A 17,877-nucleotide genomic window follows, 5' to 3' on the forward strand; every position below is an offset into this window, starting at 1 on the left:
TGCCTTGCACTTTTGTTCGATTTATAGACTTCAATCACTATTTATACAAGGGTTTCAGTCTTAACCAGCAAGCCCTAGATAATTGTGGAGAAAAATGGCTAGACTATGGGCTTGGGAATGATACCAAAAAGTTCTAATGCCTTTGGTATTCTCTGCATCTCCGTTGTTAGGTACTGCTGTGTAATGTATAGTTAGAGCGATCGCTGGTTGTTGTTGATCAATCATAGCTTGGCGATCAGACAAAGCTAGTTCTCTGTCATCTTCTCGCGTCATCACTACTACCGCACCTCTTAAGACCAGTTCATCACGCAGAAACTTAGATACTGTCAAGCTGACATCTTTAGCTAAATATCCTGTTGGCCCAGCTGCGCCAGTCTCTTGTCCTCCGTGTCCTGGGTTAACCAAAATCTTAATACCAGATAATGGTTGTAATTGTACCTGTGCAAAAGCCGGTGGAGAAATGAATATGGAACTGATCGCTAAACCTAAAATTGGTTTCACTCAATTATAGACTCCTATAAACTTTAGATAAAAATACCTCTCCCTGCCTTGAACTTTAATTTAAGGCAGGGAGAGGTTTCTCAAAAGTCAAGCTCACGTTAATTTAGATTGAATGTTTATAATTTTGAAAAATAGTTAATCAATCTTCACTCCTAAGCCTTAGCTCCTGACTTATGTATATTGCTAACTTCTAAGGGAAGGAAAATCGTCAAAACTTCCCCATAGTGTGGACGCTGACGCACAATCAATTTACCGCCGATTGCCTGAAATAAATGCTTGGTTGCAGCAATATTTAAACTAATCGTACCTGTTTCTGGTTGGAACATCAGCAATTGACCAAGGGCTTTGCGAATTGGTGGCGTTGCAGGTGTGGGGGCTTTACTGGAATCTTTGCACCCAAATTGGGGCGATAATTGTAACTTCAGTTGATCTCCAGCCGGAATAACTTGCACTTGAATATGGCTACCAGAGGGTAAGCTACGAGTGAAATTCTCTATCAAACCAGTGAGTACCTGATCCAGCATCATGGGATTACTTACCACAGTTGGTAGTTGCTGGGGTAAAACAACATTTAAAGTTAAGTTCCGGCGATGCGCTGCTTGTTCCCATCGAGGAATGCTCTGCTGCAACACTTGATCCAAAGACATCGGTGTGAGTTGAGTTTTTGAACATTTTGTAGAGGCAGTAGTTTCTAATTCTGCTGCCTTAAACAACAACTCCATGCGATCAATTTGCTCAGTACACTCATGATCGATAATTTTTAAGCGATTGATCACACCAGCATCTAAATCTCGCCGCTTCAGTAGTAGACGAGTCATGGTGCGAATAGTTGTTAAAGGTGTGCGGACTTCGTGAGCGAAGGCTTGGAGCAGTTCGACATCAGGATTTGGGGATTGGGGATTGGGCATCCCTTCGACTACGCTCAGGGCAAGTGGGAATTGGGAACTTGTACTGAGCGAAGTCGAAGTATTGGGAATTGGGAATTGGGAATTGGTATTTTTCCCCCTGCTCCCTGCTCCACTTCGGCTACGCTCAGTGACCACCTGCTCCCCTGCTTCTTCCCCAGTCTCCTCTGCTTCTGTTAATTCCTGAAGCAGCAACTGACTAAACTGAATCATAATGCGGCAATCTGGTGCTACCGGAGAATATTGTTGTACTAATACATCCAGACGGGCAAAAAATTCTGGATTAGCCAGCATTACTCTCGCACCTAGCGATCGCCAAGCTTGCTCTACTACTTCCGGCTCAAAAGAAAATGAAAAGGTTTTTTTACCGTTTTTGTGAGTTGCTAAAACCAGTACTAATCTAAATTTATCTGTAAAAACTAAGCAAAACTGCTCTGTCCCCAGAGGATCGGCAGGTAATAAGGGAAGTACCGATTCATGAGGAGCGATTTCTTCATTTATAGTTGCGATCGCATCCGGCATCTGAAATGGCATCAGTGCCAAGGGATTAAATGGTTTTGCTGTGAAAGTTACTGTTTGTAAGTTTTGAGTCAGTTTTGGCTGACTGAATAAGGGTGCAGGTGCAGCTAAAACTAATCCTTGGATTGTGTCAACTGAATTAGCTGCTAAAGTATTTAATAGCAAATGTTCAGTTGCTGCGAGGCTGACACGCCACTGCCGCTCTGCTTTACCAGGTGAACATTCAGCCACACTTGATTGATTTTGGGCCAAGATTTCGCTCAGACTTGGCAATATCCATTCGTACACAGGCTTTCACCCCTTAATTCAAGAGCGACTAACAGCGTCTAAGGTAGACATTTCGCTACTACTTACGAGGTTATAACCATTTGTGTACTGTTGAAAGTGGTAGAACCGAACAATTCGGGCGCAATTTCCCCTATGTAGCGATGTCTACGACGGGCTACGCCTACGCAGTTATGGGTTGAAAAACACTCATACTTAAACTATTATGCGATCGCAGATTGATGATTGTGCTAATTTCCCTGCTCGAATCGGGATTGCAATCACAAACTCTGCACCCTGTCCCGGTGATGAAATACATTCCAAAGAGCCACCATGCTTTTCAGTAATTATCTGGTAGCTGATCGATAATCCCATACCAGTCCCCTTACCAACTGCTTTTGTGGTGAAAAAAGGGTCAAATAAACGCGACTGAATTTCTTTTGGAATTCCCGATCCATTATCAGCAATTCGAATCACAGCATTTTCATTTACCTGTTCCGAAGAAATACGTATCAAAGGATTTGGACAAAGTTCTTTTTGGAAAGCCTCTTCTAAAGCATCGATTGAATTTGCCAAGAGGTTCATAAATACCTGATTCATTTGCCCTGAAAAACACTGAATTTTAGGCATTTCTCCATATTCTTTGACCACTTCAATTTGAGGGCGATTATTTTGTGCCTTAAGCCGATGTTGCAAAATTAACAGGGTACTGTCGATTCCTTCATGCAAATCAGCCGTTTTAAATTCAGCTTCATCCAAGCGGGAGAAGATTCGGAGACTGAGAACAATTTCCCGGATGCGTTTAGCCCCCATTTTCATTGAGGTTAACATCTTAGGCAAATCTTCTATTAGGTACTCAATATCGTTCAGTTGGTTAGCATTTTGAATTTCTGGCTCTGGATATGGGTAGTGTTTTTGATAAAGCTTAATTAACAGCAACATCTGTTGAGTGTAATCATCAGTGTATTCGAGGTTGCCGTAGATAAAATTAACCGGATTGTTGATTTCATGGGCAACTCCCGCTACTAGTTGACCCAGACTTGACATTTTTTCAGATTGAATTAATTGGATTTGGGTTTTTTGCAGGTCTTTCAGAGCTTGCTGAAGTTCTGCTTCTGCTTCTTGGCGTTCGGTAATTTCATCTCGTAATTGTTCATTGGCGTTGACCAATTCATTTCTAGAATATTGCAGATCGTCTGCCATTTTATTGAACGAGGTAGCTAACTCGCCAATCTCATCCTGAGAGCGAATACTAACTCTGGTATCCAGCTTACCTTCAGCCAGATTTACCACAGCTAGCTGGAGTTTTTTAATTGGTTTTGAAATGCTTCTAGAGATCAAATAGCCTACTAATAGTGCCAGGATGCCACATACCAAACTGACGACCGAAGTGGTAACAATATTTTTTTTGGCTGTTACTAGTGCTGCTTCATAAAGCGGTGTATATTCCAGAATGACTGCACCAATTGTTTCACCCTTGCCAGTCTTAAAAGGAACAGCAATCAATCGAATCCCATTTGGGTACTCAGCACTGAACTCAATATATGTTCTTGGTGTACCATCTTGAATAGTTTTACCAACTTCATTATTGCCATCGTGATCTAATCGCGTACCAATGTCTTCTGGAACTACATCTGCCAAAATGATTTTATTGCGGTCTACAATTTCTAGATCGCGCTGGCGTTGCTTGTGTAGCGAGATAACATGCTCTTGCAATTCGGCTAGCATCTTATCTCGCGATCCAATTTCGTGGTATTCATCAACTTCATGACTGACGAAATATCCCACTAGTCCAGCAACTTCCTCAGCCTCTTGTTGAGCAATATACTTAGCTATTTTCAATTGCTGATGAGCATTAATAGCACCAGTAATTACTGAGAGAGTGGCTATTCCCAGAATTCCCGAAATTAATTTCTGACTAATTTTCATCCCTTGCTCGGAACCTCAAGTACTGACTACTGCGCTAATTCAGTTTTGGGAAATTTGCCCTGATTTTAAAATTCCCATTTGTCAGCCTGAAAGCTACAGAATCAACAGCTATTAGCCAAATTTTTAATCTGAGCCTATTTTGGCGATACTTTCTCTGCGTTCGCGCAGCGTGTCGTAGACAGACGCTACGCATAGCTTTCTTGCCCACAGGGTACGCTAACCCATTTATTTGAGTAGATTAAAAAGAGACTATCTCAAAGGCAATTTATGACTTCTTTTGAAACTTCATCTGAAGATTTGGTACTGGTTGCTGGGGCTACTGGTGGAGTCGGGCAACTAGTGGTAGGTAAACTCCTAGAAAAGGGTTTGAAAGTTCGTGTTCTAACACGCAATGCCGCAAAAGCTGAAGAAATGTTTAACCAAAGAGTGGAAATTGCCGTTGGTGACATCCGCCAGCCAGCTACACTCCCAGCTGCAACACAAAATGTCACCCACATCATCAGTTGTACTGGAACCACCGCCTTTCCTTCTGCGAGATGGGAGTTTGACCAACCCCCGAACTTGCTTGAATGGGGAATAACTTTCCTTAACCCCAAATCTAGTGAAGCAAAAGCCAAGAATAGTCCAGCCAAGGTTGATGCCCAAGGTGTCAGCAACCTAGTTACAGCAGCACCCCAGAATTTGAAGCGATTCGTTTTCGTCTCTTCTTGTGGAATTCTCCGTAAAGATCAGTTTCCTTTCAGTATTCTTAATGCTTTTGGCGTGTTGGATGCCAAACAAAAAGGTGAGGAGTCCATTATTAATTCAGGATTGCCCTACACGATTATCCGCCCAGGACGCTTAATTGACGGGCCCTATACTTCATACGACCTCAACACACTGTTAAAGGCCAAAACAGGTGGTAAATCTGGTGTGGTGATAGGCACTGGGGATACACTTTCGGGTGATACCAGTAGGATTGATGTAGCAAACGCTTGCGTGGAATGCCTTTTTCAGCCAACTAGTTCCAAGAAAATTTTTGAAATAGTCAACCAGGGACAAAGACCACCTGTAATTGATTGGGAAACTCTTTTCTCTAGACTTGAGTAAGTGCTGAGTAATATTTTATTCAATACTCAATGCCCAATACTTGTCTACGAGAGGCTGCGCCAACGGCTTCTCTACGAGACGCTACGCGTTAGCAGAGCTTTCGCTTTAGCGATACGCTCAGTACAAGTGCCCAATGCCCAATTCCCAATTCTCAGTGCTTCTGTAGTTTATTACCTCTAAAGACGGCAAACACCACTCGGACGTTACGGTTCACCCTAATTACTGAAAGTATTAATTCTCATACATTAGACAGAGTGAAGGCAAATCAATCCATGAACCAACTAAAAAAACTATTTAGTTAGTTTAACCGTCCTAAGCAAGGTTCGGGAAACCACCCTTCATGGACTGGCTACCACTAAGCTTCAGTATATATATCAGCATTATCTGGAGTTTTAACCCCAGGAAAGCCAAATCAAAGGTATTCATGCTGAATTGGCTGATTTATTGACCTGTTGGTTCAAAATTTAGTCCTTTATATTCTCATTCATTCATTTGTAGTTATACGGAGCCAGCACCTAAAATGGCAAAAGTAGTTGGAATTGACTTAGGAACAACGAACTCCTGCGTGGCAGTGATGGAAGGTGGTAAACCTACTGTAATTGCTAATGCTGAAGGTTTTCGGACAACCCCATCAGTAGTGGCATTTGCGAAAAATGGCGACAACTTGGTTGGCCAAATCGCCAAACGCCAAGCGGTGATGAACCCCGAAAATACGTTTTACTCAGTCAAACGCTTTATCGGTCGCCGCTACGATGAAGTGAGTAACGAAGCAACTGAAGTTTCTTACAAAGTTCTCAGCAGCAACGGCAATGTCAAATTAGATTGTCCGATAGCTGGTAAACCGTTTGCCCCTGAAGAAATTTCTGCAAAAGTTCTTCGCAAACTAGTTGAAGATGCCAGCAAATACCTTGGTGAAACTGTTACCCAAGCTGTAATCACCGTTCCCGCATACTTTAACGACTCTCAACGGCAAGCGACAAAAGACGCTGGTAAAATTGCAGGTATTGAAGTTCTGCGGATTATCAACGAGCCGACTGCTGCTTCTCTAGCTTATGGGTTTGACAAGAAGAGTAACGAAACCATTCTCGTCTTTGACCTTGGTGGTGGTACCTTCGACGTATCCGTACTGGAAGTAGGAGATGGAGTTTTTGAAGTACTAGCCACATCTGGGGATACACACCTTGGTGGTGACGACTTTGATAAAAAAATAGTTGACTTCTTAGCTGAAAAGTTCAAGAAAGCCGAAGGCATTGAACTACGCAAAGACAAACAAGCTTTACAACGTCTGACAGAAGCCGCAGAAAAAGCCAAAATTGAGCTTTCTAGCGTTACCCAAGCAGAAATTAACCTACCATTTATCACTGCTACCCAGGATGGGCCTAAGCACCTGGATACAACCCTGACTCGTGCCACCTTTGAAGAACTTTGTTCTGACTTAATCGACCGTTGCCGTGTTCCTGTGGAAAACGCTCTGCGCGATGCCAAGTTAAGCAAAGGTGATATTGATGAAGTGGTGTTAGTTGGTGGTTCTACCCGTATTCCCGCAGTCCACCAGATTGTGAAGCAGGTATTGGGTAAAGACCCTAACCAAAGTGTTAACCCTGATGAAGTCGTGGCAATTGGTGCAGCGATTCAAGCAGGTGTACTGAATAATGAAGTCACTGGCATCTTACTGTTAGATGTATCACCACTTTCTTTGGGTGTTGAGACATTGGGCGGCGTGATGACCAAAATTATTCCCCGCAACACAACAATCCCCACCAAGAAATCGGAAGTCTTCTCCACCGCAGTGGATGGTCAAACCAACGTAGAAATTCACGTCCTTCAAGGTGAACGCGAATTTTCTAACGATAACAAGAGTTTGGGAACTTTCCGCCTTGATGGTATTCCTCCTGCACCACGTGGCGTTCCTCAAATTGAAGTGGTGTTCGATATTGACGCTAACGGTATCCTTAACGTCACCGCTAAGGACAAAGGTACTGGCAAAGAACAGTCCATCAGCATAACTGGTGCTTCCACACTGGATAAAACTGACGTTGACCGGATGGTAAGAGAAGCTGAACAAAATGCTTCATCTGACAAAGAACGGCGTGAGAAGATTGAACGCAAGAACCAAGCCGACTCGTTGTCGTACCAAGCTGAAAAGCAGTTACAAGAATTGGGCGATAAAGTTCCGGCTGCTGACAAGACTAAAGTTGAAGGTTTGGTAAAAGAACTGCGGGAAGCAGTTGCCAAAGAAGACGATGAGCAAATCAAGAAGCTCACCCCAGAATTGCAACAAGCCCTATTCGCTGTTGGTAGCAACATCTATCAACAAGCTGGTGCTGGTGCTGCACCAGGTACTGAACCTCAAGATGGTGGTTCCACCTCTAGCTCTGGTAGCGGCGACGATGTGATTGACGCTGATTTTACAGAGAGTAAATAATTCTTCTACTCCTTTCGGGATAATTATTTTGTCCCGCCTCATATTACCCATCCAGGTATTAACCTGGGTGGGAATTTTTTTTAGGAGTTATGAGTAAAAATAAATAATATTGCTAACTCTTGATTTTAATTGATTTCTAACTCCTCACTATTAACTCCCTTATGCCATATCCACAAGCACCTTGGACACTTCAAGGCTACGCTATCCAAACTCTGCATTTAGTGAATATTGACCTAGTACGCCCTTTGATTCCTTTAGAGTTAAAAATTATTTCCGTATGGCCTGGTAAAACCATCGCTAGCGTGTATTTATCTAAGTATGGGTCAGGCTCTGTACTAGAATACAGTGAGTTAATTATTGCCCCAGCTTTGGTTAATTACCAGAGCAAAATCGGCGGTTGGATTTCTCACATTTATGTAGATAATGCTGATTCGGTGGCTGGTGGTCGAGAAATTTGGGGACTACCAAAGGAACTAGCTGAGTTTACCTGGAAAGAAGGAGAGCATATCACTGTGCATCAGGGAAACCGGAAGTTGTGTAGTCTTAAGTATAATCAGCAAACCTTGGCATGGAGACAGGAGTTAAGTGCTTCTGGTTTCAGCGTCAAGGGTAGTGATTTGATGATGTTCCCTGCTAAATTTCAGTCTGTATTGGGTTTGATTGGTTCTCAGTTAGAAATCCCCGCCGAAAGTCCTTTTTCTGGAATAGGTTTAGGTCAGCCTTTGTTAACTGTGCGTTGTGAGCAGATGAGGTTGCAGGTTGATGCCCCAAAAGTTGTAGGTCAATCTGATTGGAGATTTTAGATTAACCCCATAAGTTTCTCTAGGAAAGTACAAAATCGTGGGTTTTGAGACGCGATAAATCGCCGTCTCTACAAGTTTTTTGGTGTATTGAACTATATTCGGGCATAATTCGGAATGCTGCACTTTGATCTTGTAGTTCTAGATATACCTAACAAGTAAACATCAAATGGTCGGTTGAAAGTATATAGGATAGATTAGATGGTCTATCTCGCTATACATTCTATGTAATATCTAGCAATTTTTTAAATTGAAATTGTTTACTTAATTAGCAAGCTTGAGAAAACGACACCCTTATTACCCTACTTGATAATCAACAGTAGGGTTTTTTGTTGAAAATAACTAAATTATCAACTTTTAATCCAATTTTATTTATTATTAAAGTCCATAGAAGGAGCAACACAGCTAGTCTTTTAAAGGTGTTTTATACTCTAAATAAGACAAATTGATATTTGATTTGCTGGTATGGATGTAGTTACAGAGATAGCGATCGCTATTTCCCCCTTCAGATTATTTTGAAAATATCCTAACTTCCCAACATCTGTAAGTTATGCAAAGTTGCATAAAGCCCTCCCTGTTCCAGTAGTTCATCATGACTTCCCTGTTCGATTAATTCGCCACGCTTGAGAACAAAAATTCGGTCTACATTGCGAATCGTAGACAGGCGGTGAGCGATGATAATGGCGGTACGTCTGAGCATTAGCTGGTTTAATGCTTCTTGCACTAAAGCTTCTGTGCCAACATCTAAACTAGCGGTAGCTTCATCTAACACCAAAATTTGAGGATCGCGAATAGCAGCCCGCGCAAAGGCTAAAAGTTGCTTTTGACCACTAGAAATATTTGTGCCCCGTTCTCGAAGTTGAGTATCATAACCCTGGGGTAGTTCTTCTATGAATTGGGCAATGTTGGTTTGCTCTGCTGCTTGTTGAATCTGTTCAATGGTATAGCCATCTCCTAAAGAAATATTGCTTTTAACATCGCCAGCAAACAAAAAGCCTTCTTGTAAAATTACTGCCATGTAGCGCCGCAGTTCTGCCTGTGGGACTTCTCGAATATCTACGCCATCGATGAGAATGCGTCCTTTGGTCGGTTCATAGAGGCGGCATAAAAGCCGGATGATCGAAGTTTTGCCGGCACCGGTGGGGCCAACTAATGCCACTTTTTCACCAGGACGAATGGTGAAATCTAAGTCTTTAATTACGTAATCATCATTTTTATAAGCAAACCAGACATGATCAAAGCAAATCTCTCCGAGTTCAGGCGGGGAAGTAATATCTGGGGATTCTAGATTTGCAACGATTTCGTCTATGTAGCCGAATTTAGCATCAAATATTGAGAAGCGCACATTGGCGCGATCGCGGATTTCTATCGGTTCATCTAATATATCGCCTACGCGTTCAATAGCAGTAAAACCAGCTTGAATTACTGTAAATTTTTCGGCAAAATCTCTTAAAGGGTCAAATAATCGCTGGGCATACAAGACAAATGCCGATAAAGTCCCAAAAGCTATACTTTTTCCTAACAGTAACAGACCACCCATACACAAAACAGCTGCGATCGCAATCAGCCCAATCCATTCTAAGGTTGCTGAAATAAATGAATCATAGAAAATGGTTTGATCCATTTGCTGAGTGTAGCGGCTGTTGGTGGCACGAAACAGTTCAGCATTAAATTTTTCCCTGCGGAATAACTGCACTACGTTAATGCCAAGGACATTTTCTTGTAGCTGTGAGTTCAATATAGAAAGTTCTTCCCGCCCTTTGTAATTGGCTTTGCGGTACTGTTGCTGAATGTAAACAATTAACCAGGTAACTGGTAATAGCATCAATAGCAGCAAGCAAGTCAGTTGCCATTCGATGGAAAACATTAAACCCAAAATCACCAGCATGGAAAACAAATTGGACACGATGCCAATTGCCCCAGTGGAAAAGACATCGCCCAAGACTTCCACATCGCTGGTGATTCTGGTGATTAATTTACCTACGGGTGTGCGGTCAAAAAAGCGTACTGCTAGGGATGTTACGTGCTGAAATAAATCTTGGCGAATTGCGGCAGTGATTTGTTGCCCTAGCTTCTGTACTAAATAACCCTGGTAGCCTGTAAAAATCAATCGGATTGCGATCGCCACAAACAATAATCCCTCCAGGATATTTAACCCTTCGGACAAGGGGCGATTCCTGAGAAATTCGTAAGCGCTTGGTTCATTGCGAATTAGGGAGATAACTTGGCCAATCAACAGAGGTTGGACGGCATTAGCTAGGGCGATGGGTATGAGTAGACACATCGACAGTGCCAATAGTTGTCCGTTACGACGGGCGTAAGGTACTAGACGCAAAAACAACCGCCAGTCATTTTCACGCCGACGAGGTTGTGTATAAGATTTTTTGAGAGATTGATAGATGCTCATAGTAAGAGCATTATATTAATGTTTCTAAAAAAATACGCATATTTAAAGTAGCCTTTGTCCTGCGGCTCTGATACCATGCCTGAGATAGAAACCGCAAGATTCCTACTCAGACATAGATGTAGCGTATTATGCTCTAGCCTGTTCAAAATGGCAGCTAGATGATTCTCTTGACCATTTGTATTACTATTTTTTGCCGCTCAACGACCGGTCATTTGCTCCAGCTTTTCAGGGTACCGAGCGCCTTGCACCGCGATCTTGGAGGCAGCGTCATCGATGTTACGCAGATCGTCGGGTGTGAGTTCGACTGAGACTGCCCCGATGTTTTCGTCCAAGCGATGCAGCTTCGTGGTTCCTGGAATCGGAACAATCCACGACTTTTGAGCCAACAGCCAGGCGATCGCAATTTGAGCAGGTGTAGCCTGCTTCTGTTCTGCAATGCTGCCGAGCAGATCAATCAAGGCTTGATTCGCCTTGAGAGCCTCCTTAGTGAAGCGAGGCAGGGTGCTGCGGAAGTCGGAGCTGTCAAAAGTCGCGTTTTCGTCGATCTTGCCCGTGAGAAAGCCCTTGCCCAAAGGACTGTAGGGGACAAAGCCGATGCCGAGTTCCTCAAGGGTTGGTATCACTTCCGCTTCAGGCTTTCTCCACCACAGTGAGTACTCGCTCTGGAGAGCCGTGACTGGCTGAACCGCGTGTGCGCGGCGAATCGTTTGCACTCCTGCTTCAGAGAGTCCAAAGTGCTTCACCTTACCTGACTGAATTAGTTCCTTCACTGCTCCTGCAACGTCTTCGATCGGCACATTCGGATCAACCCGGTGCTGATAGAGGAGGTCAATTGTCTCGACCTTGAGTCGCTTGAGCGAACCCTCTACGGCTTCCTTAATATGCTCCGGTCGGCTATTCAGTCCGGGTGAACCCTTCATGCCACGGGGATCGGAATTCGGACTGATGTCGAACCCGAATTTGGTGGCGATGACCACTTGATCGCGGAAGGGAGCGAGGGCTTCACCCACCAGTTCTTCGTTTGTGAACGGGCCGTAGACCTCGGCGGTATCAAAGAATGTCACGCCGCGATCGATGGCGGCTCGGAGAAGGGCGGTCATCTCCTGTGTGTCTTTGGGTGGGCCATAAGAAAAGCTCATTCCCATACAGCCCAGCCCGATCGCCGAGACTTCTAAGTTGCTGTTCCCCAGTTTGCGCGTTTGCATTGTTTTTTTCCTTTGATGTAGAACTGATATTGTTTGCCGTTGATCGCTTCTTCTCACTCGGTGCCGAATTCTTGTGAACCGATCTCCCGGACTCTGAATTCTTCCAAGTCGGTCAATAAAAAATACTTCCTGAGCAACGCTTCATCAAACTCGGCACGGCAATTCATTTTGTTCAGTAACTCTCGTCGTCGCTCCAGCACTTCCAGGTAAATCGATTGATAGCCTTTTAATGAGTTTTGCCAAGCAAAGTTTGATTCTTCGAGTTGGCGATCGAAAAACTTCAGATTAATTTCGAGCTTGGAGAACAGATTATCCAGATGTTCGTTTCGCGCTCGCTCTCCACTGTATTTTTCTTCTAGGAATTGAAGCGAAGCCTGCGCTAATTTCTTTTGAATGATGATCTCCTGCTTTTGCTCAGGGATGAGGGTGAACCGATCTCTGAGGTTTACTGTGCGGATCAGCCAGGGAAGCGTTAATCCTTGAAAAACCAGGGTGATGAGAATGACGATAAACGTGATGAAGAGAATTAGCTCACGGTAGAGAAATGGCTGTCCGGTTTGAGTCAGTATCGGCACGGAAAGTGCGGATGCCAGCGATACCACACCGCGCATTCCCACCCAACCGAAAATTAGCGGGCCTCTCCATCCTGGATTCGGGTCTGACACCGTGATAAAGCGGCTCATGACTCTCATCAAAACAGACGTTCCTAATGTGCAAAGTAGCCGTGTTACGATCAGCGCGATCGCGATGATTAATCCATACCCAACGGCATTGCCTAAACTAATGTTTCCAAGCTGCCGGACGACAAACGGCAATTCAAGTCCGATGAGCAAAAAAATCAGCCCGTTCAAGACAAAGACCAGATTCGTCCATACATTTACGCCTTCAATCCGGCTCTGGTAACTCAGCAAACTATTGCGCTTGCTGGATAAGAGCAATCCACCACTAACGACCGCTAGCACGCCTGAACAGTGAAAGTGTTCAGCAGCATAATACATGCAGTAAGGCGTAACCAGGGTTAAAACAATTTCAATGCTGGACGTTGTAGGTAATAAACGATGAATGCCATAGAAAATCAATCCTACAACCAGACCGATCGCGATTCCCGTTAAAATCACGAAAACGAAGTTGACAGCTGCTGCTTGAAATTGAAACTGTCCGGTGAGAACTGCCGCCAACGCGAAACGAAACACGATCAGCGACGAGGCATCGTTAAGCAAGCTTTCGCCTTCAATCAGACTGACTAGCGATTTTGGCACATTGACCCGCCGCATGATCGCCGTCGCGGAAACGGCATCAGGCGGTGAGATAATGCCACCCAAAAGGAAGCCCATCGCTAGAGTAAAACCGGGAATGAGCGCACTGGAGACTACTGCAATCACGCATGACGTTAAGATGACGATCGGAAAAGCAAACCCGATAATTAGCCCTCGCCATTTCCAGAATTCTTTCCACGAAACTTGCCACGCCGCTTCATACAGCAGGGGGGGGAGAAAAATAAGAAAAACCAGTTCTGGGTTAATGGTGATATTTGAAAGCGGAGCGACGAAACTCAGTGCAAGTCCGCCCAATACAAGCACGATTGGGTAAGCCAGTTGCAGCTTATTCGCAATCATGACCAGTCCGAGAACGATCAATATCAGGCAAATATATTGAATGAAGATGTCTTGCATGAAGCGGGTGTCGAAGAGAAGAATAACGTCATTAAGAGTTGGGTTGTTTCATAATCCAAGTCCAGTCCGTTGCCTTCGGCGAGAGCGAAGCTGACCGCCGATACTTCTAAGGTTCTCGCGCGGTTGCATTGTGACTCCTTTGAGATTATTCAGATTTCAGGGATGCCATATCAATCACGAAGCGATATTTCACATCAGACTTGAGCAGGCGATCGTAAGCTTCGTTGACCTTCTGAATGGGGACGACTTCGACATCCGCAGTGATGTTGTGTTCGCCGCAAAAGTCGAGCATTTCCTGGGTTTCGGTGATGCCGCCGATCATAGAACCGGAAAGGCTGCGGCGCGCCATGATCAAGCTAAATGCCGCGACATCCATTGGCTTTTCGGGTGCGCCGACCAGGGTGATGTTGCCGTCGAGTCTGAGTAGATTGAGATAGGCGTTAATGTCATGCTTGGCGGAGACGGTATCGAGGATGAAATCGAAGCTGCCAGTGTGTTTCTGCATTTCATCGCTGTTGCGGGAGACGACCACTTCATCGGCACCAAGGCGGAGCGCGTCTTCCGTCTTGTCAGGCGAGGTGGTGAAGACAACGACGTGGGCACCGAACGCATGAGCAAACTTCACGCCCATGTGACCCAGCCCACCCAAACCGACTACACCAACTTTCTTGCCCTCGGTAACACCCCAATGGCGCAGGGGCGAGTAGGTAGTGATACCGGCGCAGAGGAGCGGTGCAACTCCAGCCAGATCGAGGTTGGAGGGAACGCGCAGAACAAAGCGTTCATCGACGACAATGCTATCGGAGTAGCCACCATAGGTGACTGGAGCAGTCTTGTGCTTGTCTGGGGAGTTGTAGGTTTGGGTCATGTTCGGGCAGAACTGCTCAAGACCACCCCTGCAATGCGGGCAGGTGCCATCCGAGTCAACCATGCAGCCGATCGCAGTGAGATCACCGGGCTTGTACTTCGTTACTGCCGAGCCAACCTGAGTGACCCGTCCGACAATCTCATGACCGGGGACAATGGGATAGGTAGTAGATATGAAGTCGCTCCACTCGTTACGCACCGAATGGACATCGGAGTGGCAGATGCCGCAGAAGAGGATTTGGATCTGTACGTCATGCTCGGTTGGATCGCGCCGCTCAATTGTGTCAGATGCCAATGGTGATGTTGCACTGACTGCGGAATAAGCTTTCGTATTGTACATGAATTGATGCTCCTAGTTGTTTATATTTGGTGTCTGATACTGCTGTCGCTGACCTTTTCCATCCAGTCCACGGACTTGCCGTCGAGTACCTCCTGAGTGGCGATATGAGTCATCGCCGTTGGCGGTGAAGGTGGCGATGTCGTGCGTTTAGGGTTTGATCGTGTTGGCGACGAACATCACTGCACCGTTTGGCCGCCGTCGATGACCATAGCGTGCCCAACGACGAAGGCAGCCGCATCCGAGCAGAGCCAGAGGACGGCCGCAGCGATCTCTTCGGGCTTGCCCATCCGCCCGACCGGCTCCTCCGCAATCACCTGCGCGCGCCCTTCGTCCGTGCCGCCGGTAAAGCGACCCATCATCGGGGTGTCGATGTAGCCGGGACAGACGGCGTTGACGCGAATGTTCTGCGCGGCGTAGTCGAGGGCTGCTGCCTTGGTCAGTCCGATCACACCATGTTTCGCGGCGGTGTACGCGGGGCTGCCCTTGATGCCGATGATTCCTGCGCCTGAGGAGGTATTGACGATCGCGCCGCGCCCCTGCTTGAGGATCAGTGGGATCTCGTGCTTCATGCACAGGAAAACGCCGCGGAGGTTGATGTCGATAATCTGGTTCCACTCCTCCTCCTCGTACTCCGCGGTCGGAGCCGCCTTCCTCGGCTCGATGCCCGCGTTGTTGAAGGCGAAATCTAGCCGCCCGAAAGCCTCAACGGTCTTGTCCAGTGCCGCCTTCACGTCCTCAGCCTGCGTCACGTCGCATTTGACGGCGATCGCCTGCCCGCCGAGTTCTTCGATCATGCGTGCCGTTTCTTGATTGCTCGGTTCTGAAACATCAGCAACCACCACGCTGGCACCCTCACGGGCAAACGCCAGCGCCGTAGCTCGACCGATGCCGCTCGCTGCTCCGGTCACAAACGCAACTTTTCCTGTGTAGTTTCCATTCTCGTTCGTCGTCACTATTTTTCTCCTTCGATTCTTCGCCTAACAAGGTATTAAAACTAAAACCACCGAATGTGGTGATTAGTTGGAGCATTGCTCGTCGCTGACCTTTTCCAGCCAGTCCACGGTCTTGCCGTCAAGCTGTTCCTGAATGGCGATGTGCGTCATAGCTGTGGTTGCCGTGGCACCGTGCCAATGCTTCTCACCTGGCGAGAACCAGATCACGTCCCCCGGTCGAATTTGCTCGATCACGCCACCCCAGCGCTGTGCCAGGCCGCAGCCAGCCGTCACGATCAGGGTCTGTCCCAACGGGTGGGTGTGCCATGCTGTCCGAGCGCCAGGCTCGAATGTGACACTGGCACCAAGTGTGCGTGCTGGATCATGCGCCTCGAACAGGGGGTCAATGCGGACAGTGCCGGTAAAATACTCAGCTGGCCCTTTGGCGGAAGGCTGTGAGCCACTTCTTTTAATGTCCATTTCCTTAATTCCTTCACTTGATGCCATTTGGGTGGCTGCCCCAATCTTAGAAATTGAGCATTTATCACTTCTCTATCAATAGGGATGAATTTTTTAAGAAGCAAGGTTAGACTTGATGGCATTTTGGTTGTCAGTAGGTGAGTCCCTTACCCAATAAAAACAGAGTTTTCTCTTGAATAAAAATCCAGACGTTTGTAAGAAGCCGGAATATTTTTTCATTGCTTTAGCTTCATATTAAGCATTTTGGAGGATAAGCAATAAAACGATCGTCTAAGATTGTTGTACAATCCTGCAAACTTAGAAATGAACGCTGCAAAAACTAGTGAAAAGTCCGATCGCAATTTAATGAACGACCCGCAGGCAAAGCGCGAGGTAGAAAGAGCGCAAGCCAACAGAGACGAACTGAAAGAGCGGATTGCCCAGGCGATTCGTCATGATGGGACGATTGAGCCGCTCAAAGGTTTGCACTTCAACCGCTCCTGTTCGCCCTCGGAATGCCTTCATAGTGTCTCTATCCCTGCCTTTTGTGCGATCGCTCAGGGCAGCAAAGAAGTTCTTCTGGGCAGCGATCGCTATCAGTACGACCCGATGCATTATCTGCTTGCTACGGTTGAACTGCCGATTATCAGCCAAATTCTGGAAGCGTCCAAGGCGCAACCGTACCTTAGTCTTCGCCTCGATCTTGACCCTACCCTTGTTGGCTCAGTGATGGTCGAGGCAGGGTATCCCTCATCGCGCAGCCGTGCTGATGTGAAAGCGATTGATGTAAGTCCATTGAATGCAAATCTGTTGGACACTGTGGTGCGGCTCGTCAGGCTTTTAGATTCCCCTGCTGAAGCTCATGTTCTTGCACCATTGATTAAGCGGGAAATCATTTATCGACTCCTGATGGGAGAGCAAGGTAATCGGCTCCGTCATATTGCAGTTCTGGGTGGCTACACCTACCACATCGCCAGAGCCGTCGAGCGACTTCGTAAAGACTTTAACGAGCCGATCAAGATTGAAAGCATCGCACGAGAGCTGGGAATGAGTGTATCGGGCTTCCACCATCACTTCAAGTCTGTCACTGCCATGAGTCCCTTGCAGTACCAAAAGCAACTGCGGCTCCAGGAGGCTCGCCGTCTGATGCTGGGGGAAAAGCTTGATGCTACCAGTGCTGCCTACCGCGTGGGTTATGACGATGCCTCGCATTTTAACCGGGAGTACAAGCGGCTTTTTGGTGCGCCACCGATGCGCGATGTGGAGCGGCTGCGAGAAGCTGCTAGGGAGACTGCTAGTTCAATCTGATCTCCTGTTCTGGTCGCGGCATCTTGGTAAGACTGCCTGTACTCTAGAATTGCCTGCTAATAAGCTGTTACGCAAATAAGATTGCACATCAACTGGTGAGGTTGTCCTTTGTCCTTGGTAAACACAAATGACAAATGACTAATGACGGTCTACACGGAAAATATTGAAATATGTAGGCGCGTTAGCTTATCTGACAACACAATTGCTGAATTCTGTCAAAATTCGGCAATTTCAGCCTTTCAATTACTTGGAAT

General features: G+C 46.1%; 12 protein-coding genes and 1 pseudogene. 4 read left to right on the forward strand and 9 right to left on the reverse strand.

Annotation, left to right across the window (positions count from 1 at the left end; translation table 11 throughout):
* Window positions 1–75: 75 nt before the first annotated feature.
* The 3 genes and pseudogenes from GNF10_RS13890 to GNF10_RS13900 form a co-directional block, all read right to left on the reverse strand.
* Window positions 76–435 (reverse strand): annotated as a pseudogene (locus GNF10_RS13890) (N-acetylmuramoyl-L-alanine amidase); the annotation flags it as partial.
* A 218-nt stretch (window positions 436–653) separates the two neighbouring features.
* Window positions 654–2,213 carry a sensor histidine kinase KdpD gene (locus GNF10_RS13895; RefSeq protein ID WP_185584765.1) on the reverse strand — a complete coding sequence of 520 codons (1,560 nt, stop codon included), beginning with the start codon at window positions 2,211–2,213 and terminating at the stop codon, window positions 654–656.
* A gap of 192 nt (window positions 2,214–2,405) precedes the next feature.
* Complete coding sequence (locus GNF10_RS13900) at window positions 2,406–4,118, reverse strand: ATP-binding protein (RefSeq protein ID WP_185584766.1); 1,713 nt, start codon at window positions 4,116–4,118, stop codon at window positions 2,406–2,408.
* Window positions 4,119–4,385: 267 nt separating this feature from the next.
* Here GNF10_RS13900 and GNF10_RS13905 point away from each other — a divergent pair, with 267 nt between their 5' ends.
* The 3 genes from GNF10_RS13905 to GNF10_RS13915 all read left to right on the forward strand — a co-directional run bounded on the left by GNF10_RS13905 (window position 4,386) and on the right by GNF10_RS13915 (window position 8,435).
* Complete coding sequence (locus GNF10_RS13905) at window positions 4,386–5,207, forward strand: SDR family oxidoreductase (RefSeq protein ID WP_185584767.1); 822 nt, start codon at window positions 4,386–4,388, stop codon at window positions 5,205–5,207.
* A gap of 520 nt (window positions 5,208–5,727) precedes the next feature.
* The gene (dnaK, locus tag GNF10_RS13910; protein WP_185584768.1) at window positions 5,728–7,632 is read left to right on the forward strand and encodes a molecular chaperone DnaK; all 1,905 of its coding nucleotides are present in this window, start codon (window positions 5,728–5,730) and stop codon (window positions 7,630–7,632) included.
* A gap of 161 nt (window positions 7,633–7,793) precedes the next feature.
* Window positions 7,794–8,435 (forward strand): acetoacetate decarboxylase family protein, encoded by a 642-nt coding sequence (locus GNF10_RS13915; protein WP_185584769.1) that lies wholly within the window; start codon window positions 7,794–7,796, stop codon window positions 8,433–8,435.
* Window positions 8,436–8,958: 523 nt separating this feature from the next.
* Here the strand turns inward: GNF10_RS13915 and GNF10_RS13920 are convergent.
* The 6 genes from GNF10_RS13920 to GNF10_RS13945 form a co-directional block, all read right to left on the reverse strand.
* On the reverse strand, window positions 8,959–10,839 hold the full coding sequence (locus GNF10_RS13920; RefSeq protein WP_185584770.1) for an ABC transporter ATP-binding protein: 1,881 nt from the start codon (window positions 10,837–10,839) through the stop codon (window positions 8,959–8,961).
* Window positions 10,840–11,036: 197 nt separating this feature from the next.
* Complete coding sequence (locus GNF10_RS13925) at window positions 11,037–12,044, reverse strand: aldo/keto reductase (protein WP_185584771.1); 1,008 nt, start codon at window positions 12,042–12,044, stop codon at window positions 11,037–11,039.
* Window positions 12,045–12,097: 53 nt separating this feature from the next.
* Entirely contained in the window at window positions 12,098–13,717 is a 1,620-nt protein-coding gene (locus GNF10_RS13930; RefSeq protein ID WP_185584772.1) for a Na+/H+ antiporter, read from the reverse strand.
* Window positions 13,718–13,862: 145 nt separating this feature from the next.
* A complete protein-coding gene (locus GNF10_RS13935; RefSeq protein WP_185584773.1) occupies window positions 13,863–14,924 on the reverse strand; it encodes an NAD(P)-dependent alcohol dehydrogenase in 1,062 nt (353 codons plus the stop codon).
* 176 nt (window positions 14,925–15,100) lie between these two features.
* On the reverse strand, window positions 15,101–15,877 hold the full coding sequence (locus tag GNF10_RS13940) for an SDR family oxidoreductase (RefSeq protein ID WP_185584774.1): 777 nt from the start codon (window positions 15,875–15,877) through the stop codon (window positions 15,101–15,103).
* Between the two features lie 63 nt (window positions 15,878–15,940).
* Window positions 15,941–16,363, reverse strand: coding sequence for a cupin domain-containing protein (locus GNF10_RS13945; protein ID WP_260446064.1), 423 nt, complete (start codon window positions 16,361–16,363; stop codon window positions 15,941–15,943).
* Between the two features lie 276 nt (window positions 16,364–16,639).
* Here GNF10_RS13945 and GNF10_RS13950 point away from each other — a divergent pair, with 276 nt between their 5' ends.
* Window positions 16,640–17,623, forward strand: coding sequence for an AraC family transcriptional regulator (locus tag GNF10_RS13950; RefSeq protein ID WP_185584775.1), 984 nt, complete (start codon window positions 16,640–16,642; stop codon window positions 17,621–17,623).
* Window positions 17,624–17,877: the final 254 nt, after the last annotated feature.

The sequence above is a fragment of the Nostoc sp. UCD121 genome (genome assembly GCF_014222285.1).
GTDB lineage: Bacteria > Cyanobacteriota > Cyanobacteriia > Cyanobacteriales > Nostocaceae > Nostoc.